General features: G+C 41.7%; 8 protein-coding genes. 5 read left to right on the forward strand and 3 right to left on the reverse strand.

The window, feature by feature from the left end; translation table 11 throughout:
• Positions 1-347: 347 nt before the first annotated feature.
• The 3 genes from AC1DWN_RS25135 to AC1DWN_RS25145 all read left to right on the forward strand — a co-directional run bounded on the left by AC1DWN_RS25135 (position 348) and on the right by AC1DWN_RS25145 (position 1,858).
• Positions 348-548, forward strand: coding sequence for a helix-turn-helix domain-containing protein (locus AC1DWN_RS25135; RefSeq protein ID WP_477561630.1), 201 nt, complete (start codon positions 348-350; stop codon positions 546-548).
• 202 nt (positions 549-750) lie between these two features.
• Positions 751-948, forward strand: coding sequence for a 3-dehydroquinate dehydratase (locus tag AC1DWN_RS25140; RefSeq protein WP_477561631.1), 198 nt, complete (start codon positions 751-753; stop codon positions 946-948).
• A 10-nt stretch (positions 949-958) separates the two neighbouring features.
• The gene (locus tag AC1DWN_RS25145) at positions 959-1,858 is read left to right on the forward strand and encodes an ArsR/SmtB family transcription factor (RefSeq protein ID WP_477561632.1); all 900 of its coding nucleotides are present in this window, start codon (positions 959-961) and stop codon (positions 1,856-1,858) included.
• A gap of 263 nt (positions 1,859-2,121) precedes the next feature.
• Here AC1DWN_RS25145 and AC1DWN_RS25150 read toward each other — a convergent pair whose 3' ends face one another.
• Positions 2,122-3,360, reverse strand: coding sequence for an MFS transporter (locus AC1DWN_RS25150; protein ID WP_477561633.1), 1,239 nt, complete (start codon positions 3,358-3,360; stop codon positions 2,122-2,124).
• 306 nt (positions 3,361-3,666) lie between these two features.
• Here AC1DWN_RS25150 and AC1DWN_RS25155 point away from each other — a divergent pair, with 306 nt between their 5' ends.
• The gene (locus AC1DWN_RS25155; protein ID WP_477561634.1) at positions 3,667-4,581 is read left to right on the forward strand and encodes an ROK family protein; all 915 of its coding nucleotides are present in this window, start codon (positions 3,667-3,669) and stop codon (positions 4,579-4,581) included.
• 183 nt (positions 4,582-4,764) lie between these two features.
• Here AC1DWN_RS25155 and AC1DWN_RS25160 read toward each other — a convergent pair whose 3' ends face one another.
• The gene (locus tag AC1DWN_RS25160) at positions 4,765-5,325 is read right to left on the reverse strand and encodes a TetR-like C-terminal domain-containing protein (protein WP_477561635.1); all 561 of its coding nucleotides are present in this window, start codon (positions 5,323-5,325) and stop codon (positions 4,765-4,767) included.
• A gap of 32 nt (positions 5,326-5,357) precedes the next feature.
• The gene (locus tag AC1DWN_RS25165) at positions 5,358-6,089 is read right to left on the reverse strand and encodes an MBL fold metallo-hydrolase (RefSeq protein WP_477561636.1); all 732 of its coding nucleotides are present in this window, start codon (positions 6,087-6,089) and stop codon (positions 5,358-5,360) included.
• Positions 6,090-6,343: 254 nt separating this feature from the next.
• Here AC1DWN_RS25165 and AC1DWN_RS25170 point away from each other — a divergent pair, with 254 nt between their 5' ends.
• Positions 6,344-6,889 carry a hypothetical protein gene (locus AC1DWN_RS25170; RefSeq protein ID WP_477561637.1) on the forward strand — a complete coding sequence of 182 codons (546 nt, stop codon included), beginning with the start codon at positions 6,344-6,346 and terminating at the stop codon, positions 6,887-6,889.
• The last annotated feature ends 48 nt before the right edge of the window (positions 6,890-6,937 follow it).

The following is a 6,937-nucleotide window of genomic DNA, read 5'->3' on the forward strand; positions in this document are numbered from 1 at the left end:
CTTATATTTTTAATTTTTTGTATTAGATTTTGCTTTACGATCTTCATTATATAGACAACTTAAACTTTAAAACAGCTATATAATTATCATTTTCTTATGCGATTTTGGTCAATAGCTGATTTAAACCATTTTAAAAGAGCGGCAGCTTTAACTTCGCTTAGTATAGTGAATGTTAGATCTGTCAATTTATATAAATTATATATTAATTGTAAATTGTATTTGCTGCTCGCCAGCAGGGATCGTGATGAGATTCCCTTTCACTTCAGCAGAGATGCCTTCAATAGAAGCAATAGAACCAAGACCTTTCACAGCAGAGTGAGGGGCAATTTTGTCGTTTCTTCAAATAAATGACCAGACAAACACCTATTGAATATTTAAAGGCGTATCGGATAAGACAAGCAACTGAGCTGCTTTTGCAGGACTATAAAATATCCACTGTCACATTAGATGTCGGTTTTGATCACATGAGCTACTTTGTGAAGGTATTTCGCAAAATAATGAAATGCTCTCCTTCGCAATTTCGCAGAAGAATGGTAAAAAACAGTTGACGCAGCACTGCTGCTAGCAGTATTATATCGCTAAGAATTACAAGACAAAAGATAATCGCTGCCTGTCCAGACACCCGATAATAGTGCTGCTTTTAACAAAAGTAACAGCATTGTAACCAAATACTCACTCTTTTTTAAGAATTATTTAATATTTCTAAGTTATGATAATAAAAAATAACTTCACGGGATGGAGGTTCTTACTATGAAGACAATGTTTATGTTCCAAAACAAAACAATACCAGTATACTTAACCGATACGAATAAACAAGCTATTGAGAAGCTGACTACTGTTCTAAATCKCAAATTGGCTACTGGTAAAAACGCACTCAAAACCTGTATAAAATCTTTAATAAGCGTTGAAATTGTAGGCAGCGAAGCTACCCTAAAAAGGATGGAATGAGGAACTCTCTATGAAAATCGAGGTAAATAGCAGGAATATGAAATTTCTTGAATGTTTTTCATCTGATAGCAGAGTGCGAATAATCGAACTATTAAATAATCGACCAATGAATATTAAAGATTTAGCAGAAGCGCTCGGTATCTCGTCAGCCATTGTAACGAAGCATGTTCAAAAACTTGAGGAAGCTTCTATTATATCGACAGAAAGTGTACCAAGTACTAGAGGTCGTCAAAAAATATGTCACTTAACATTGGATGCCGCCACACTGCAATTTAGGGTAAAAGAACAAACTGACGAAAATCGCTATTCCGTATCCATTCCTATCGGTCAATATTCCAATTATGAAGTTAAGCCTACCTGCGGATTAACCTCCGATACTAAAATAATTGGTATGTTCGATGATCCCCGTTATTTCTCTGATCCGGATCACGTTAAAGCTTGTCATTTATGGTTTACAAATGGCTTTATTGAATATCGTATTCCAAACTATTTGGTCGGCAAACAAAGCGTACGAAGCATTTCAATCTCACTAGAAATCTGCTCAGAAGCACCTCACTATAATGAAAACTGGCCATCTGATTTGTCCTTCTATATCAATGGTACATTTTTGGGACTATGGACATGCCCAGGAGATTTTGGATCTGTAAAGGGCGTATATACGCCATCGTGGTGGGATTTCGGCACACAGCATGGGTTGCTAAAACAAATAACAGTTAACGAAGAAGGTTCTTATATTGACGGGGTTCGTATGTCCGATTGCACAGTCAAGGATCTGGCAATTGGTTATGGCGATGATATTCACTTCCGCATTAGCGTGCCTGAAACAGCTATTCACAGCGGCGGCCTGAGCCTATTCGGCAAGCAGTTCGGCAATTACGACCAAGATATTCAAGTGTACGTTGCATATTAAGCATGATTTAATTACTTACATTTCCCCAATCATGTTCTAATAAAAAAAGGAGGTTGCTTCTAAGGTCTTCACAGACCTTCCGAAGCAACCTCCTATTTGCATTCCATACCTTCTCAATGAAATTCCCAAATTTTCGTTTAACACTTCACTGAGCTGTTGTCGGTTATTATTGCTGTCTATCGCCACCACCAAATCCTCCAGTGTTAAGCGTAATCGTCTCTGCTTCCTGCGTTACAGCAATATGAACGTGAAATGAACAAGCTTTAGTTCAATATTTCCCGCTTCCAATTCCCTTTAAAGAACAAATATGTCCCAACCCAGCCGAACAACGATGCTATTACTAGTAGAATGGTTAGAGATACACTAGCTGACATCGTCGTACTAATGATAGGTCCTAATGTACCTCTAACACCAAACACCATCAAATGCAGCCCAAACACCATAGCCTCACGGCCGGGCGCAAGCCGGAATACAAACGCCAATATCCCTATATCCCAAATCGCCTCACCAATACCTTGAATGGCATTTCCCATAATAACAGCGGAATAACTGCCCCAGAGTCCATATAGCATAGGTACTATAGCGTACGCAGCAATCCCAAATAATAACGTATATTTAATATCAAATCGATCAATCATCCAGCCTGCAATCCAAAAGGTTAGAAGCAAAGCCGTGAAATAAGCGACTCTCGCATAACCAATCTGCACATTAGATAATTCCAATACATCGACTTGAATAATTTGATACAACGGAGTGGCTAGCATATTCCCAAAACCAGCAAATGTTGTTGCAGCGAGGAATACCGCCAATGTTCGATTTTCCTTGACCAGCTTCCATTGCTCCTGAAGCGGAAATTTACTAGAACCTTTAGCAATAATTGGTTTCGTCTCTATTGTTTGAGGAATTTTCAATGTATTAAACAAGCTAATTGATATTATACCGGCGATAGAAGCTGCAATAAGCGGCCCCGACGGTCCGAACGCTTCCGACCAGCTCCCTACAAAATAAGCTAGAGGTATCATAATAATACCCATCGCCACCCGCACATAGCCCATTAAGCGGCCTCTCAGATCAGAAGGATACATTCTTGATATCATCGCAGCATATGCTGGTGCCTGCACACCCATTAATAGTTGGAAAAGGAGTGCAACAGCTACATAAACGGATGGATATGCAAAAAAAGCAGGCAACAATAATAGTATTCTTCCAATCGCATTGGGAATCATAACAAATGGCTTCGGATTATTCGCTTTCTCGATCCAACTAGCCCACATAGGGGAAAATAACAAACCGACTGCCGGAGCTGCTGACAACAAGCCAACCTGCAGGTTACTTGCCCCTTGCTGAATGGCAAACGCAACATAAAATTGATTCATCACGACATTAAACAAACTAAATAGACAAGATGCTCCAAGGTCTATTCGAGCGTTTCTCCAAACATTCACGGTCATCGGAAGTCCAAATTTAATAATACGTAGACTCGATTTCATTGCCGGCTCCATCGATCTGATACCTTCTTCTCTGTTGTGGCGTACATGAATGAGGATCCCTTGCGGGGCAAGGAATCTTATATCAAACTATCATTTCATTTGATTGGATATTACTATAATGAGAAATATTTGTACAGCATTAGTTGCGGCTTTAAAATAACAGCGGTCCGCGCTCCATTCATGCTCTAATTATTCAACCATCTTCCCTCTAGTACTGGACTATGATAGACTTTTTAAAGTGATAGATCTGCTAAAAGCAGAAAATACGTTAACCGTTCAAGACAGCAGCAATCATACCATTCATCGGAGGGTTTACTAGTGAGTATTGCAATTGGTATTGACATCGGAGGTACAAAAGTAGCATTCGGGTTCGTAGATGAGCAAGGAACTGTAATTGCCAAAGGCTCATTAAAAACTGACTTATCGGTTTCACCTATGGAGATGATCGTGCGCATAGGTGATGCGGTCAAGCAGCTCGCTGAGCAGCAAGGATTATCATTAGCAGAAATGAAAGGAATAGGAGTTGGAGCGCCAGGACCGCTTGATACACAATCTGGAAAGCTGAACTGTCCGCCAAACTTAAAAAGCTGGTGGGGCTTCCCAGTTGTAGAAGCACTTCAAGCACAACTGCCATTACCTATCAAAATGGAAAATGATGCAACAGCAGCCGCGCTTGCAGAGAAATGGCTAGGAGCTGCGCAGGACTCTGAACATTTCATTTTCGTTACTATAAGCACTGGTATCGGAGCCGGCATCTACTTGCATGGCAAGCTGCTAACTGGCGCAACCGGTAATGCAGGCGATGCTGGACATATGATTGTAGATCCTTCTGGCGGTATTTGTTCATGCGGCCAAGCAGGATGCTGGGAATGGATTGCTTCAGGTACAGCCATTGCGAGACAAGCGACCGAAATACTTGGACGTGAAACTTCTTCAAAAGATGCTTTTGATCTCGCTGCAAAAGGCGATCCCCAAATGTCAGAGCTTGTCAATCGTGTTTTCAACTATATTGGCATGGGCTGCGTATCACTCATCAATGTACTTGATCCGAACAAAATCGTTATCGGCGGCGGTGTGTCGCAAGTTGGCGAGCCCTTGTTCACTGCTGTTCAATCCTATGTTTCCAAATATGCATTGAACCCTTCCGGCAAACAAACCGTAATTGTTCCCGCTCAGTTGCAGCAGGATGCAGGTCTTATCGGAGCTGCCGCTTTAGTCCAGCGGGCCTATTGATCATTTCCACCCAAAAATAAACATGAGAAAAAGGCTGCCGACATGTGAACTGAACTATGACCCGCAAGAGGAACTCTTTTTTCCAAAGTGTTCTGCTTAAGGATCACATTTCACATGTGCGGCAGCCTTCTATTTAGCTCACCAAGCGTAAACGGCTGACGCTGACCCTTGGCGGAGTGACGCTTATCCGCGCAGCCCTGCCAAATAATAGGCCAATACAATCCTCATACTTTCATCTACATCCTGCGGCATCCCGAATCCTCCCTTTTGTTCAATTGAAGCAAAGCCATGCAAATAGCTGCGAAAGCCCCGGACCACATGAATCGCTCTTTCCGAGTCAAGCCCATAGTACTGAAGTGTACTTACTAAAAGCTCTACTAGCGTCTGTCCTGTAGCCGCATATTCCGCTTCTTGAGCATCTGGAGATCGTAATGTCAGCTCATATAGTCCAGGATGGGTACGAGCAAAAGATATATAGGCAGCTGTAATGGCATAAATGGCATCATCTCCAGTCTTGCCCTCAATAGAATCCTTTATCGATTGAGTTAGTTTTTTCAAGCCATATATAGCTAGTTGTATACGTAATCCAGGCAAGCCATTCACATGATTATATAAGGATGGGGATCGAATCCCAAGCTTTTGTGCAAGTGTTGCAAGCGTAACTTCTTCGACTCCTGATGTATCTGCAATTTGAGCAGCAGCTTCTACAATAGTCGGCAAATCCAGCCCTTTTCTAGGCGACATATTTGAATTTCCCCCCCAATTAATTTGAACTGTTACCTCAACAGCGCATGTTTATTCTTCATTAACGAAATTTCTGCTGCTGCTATTGCTTTGTCCATAACATGCTTTGGCTGTTTAATCATATTACCATGTCCAGCAGCAAGTATGGTCGGCTTCAACTCATTCAGGCGACGAGCACTTTCAAGTCCGCTCCGCTTATCCCATGTAGCCATTGCAGGGAATGGAAACATGAGTTTTATTTGACCAGCAACGGCGGCGCCGCCTCGAGTCTGGAAAGCGTCTCCCGCTATCAAGATATCGTTCCTCGTGTCAAGAAACRCCATTGAACCAGGTGTGTGACCAGGTGCCGCCACCGCTAGCAAGGAACCAATTTGATCACCGTCATTCAAAAGCACATCCGGTTTGGTACGAACATTTTTTGGAACGCCGCCGCGTATGGTCAAATTAGGTTCATTTGGTTCAAGTGTTTGATCACCTGCCAAAAGCTTTGCATCTCTGCTTGAAATAAACACCTTTGCTGCTGGTATCAGATCCTTCAAACCATCTAATGCACCAATGTGATCAGAATGCGCGTGAGTGAGAACAATCCGTGTAATTAGCTTACCTATTTGTTCGGCAGCATGCATAATAGCCTTAACATTGTTAGGAAGTGCCGCATCGACCAATGTCAAGCCATCCTTCTCCTCAATCAAATAACAATTCACCGGAAACAGACGTGGTAAGTAAGTTAACTGAACAACCGTTTTCTCTCGAATAAACCTCATCCTAATTCGCCTCCCACATAAAACTAATATCATTAGTTTTAGTATAAACTAATGGTATTAGTTTTAGCAAGCCCTATTTTTCTTTAGAAATGCATCTCATTCAAGCCTCAATAACGTTCTGTATAATCCAGACACGACAGAAGCTTCCATTTCCTTTATAATTAAGTATATCTATTAAAGGAAAAACGTACATCAGCTGGAAATTATAGTAGACAAGTGCTTTACACTTTATTACAGAAGGGGATGAATTGCACATGATTACCGCTTTTATTATTGGATGCGAAATAGCGTTTTGGTTGTTTGTGCTTGCTGGTTTAATATGCCGCTACACTTTTCGTCTAAAAAAGATCGGTGCTTTCCTCCTCTTCTGTACACCGCTTATCGATTTAGTGCTCGTTATCGCTACCGTTTATGATTTGCAAGGAGGAGCAACTGCCACCTTCATACATAGTGTTGCAGCTGTATATATCGGGGTTTCCATCGCATTCGGACATCGAATGATCAAGTGGGCAGATGAGCGGTACGCACATCGATTTGCTGGAGGGATTAAGCCGATTGGCAAACCAAAATTCGGCAAGGAGCACGCGCGTTACGAGCGTATCGCTTGGCTTCACCATCTTCTGGCTTGGGTTATCGGAATTGCGATATTATACGGCATGATTATTATCGTCGGAGACAAGAACGCTACTCAATCATTGTTTAACACCATGCGCTTATGGTCTCTTATTCTCGGCATAGACTTTATAATCAGCTTTAGCTATACCTTTTGGCCGCGCAAAGAAAAAGCAGTATCCGAATGATTAGGATACTGCTTTTTCTTTATTAACGAACGATGAGCTGATCACGCC

This window comes from Paenibacillus sp. P4_A7 (assembly GCF_056402455.1).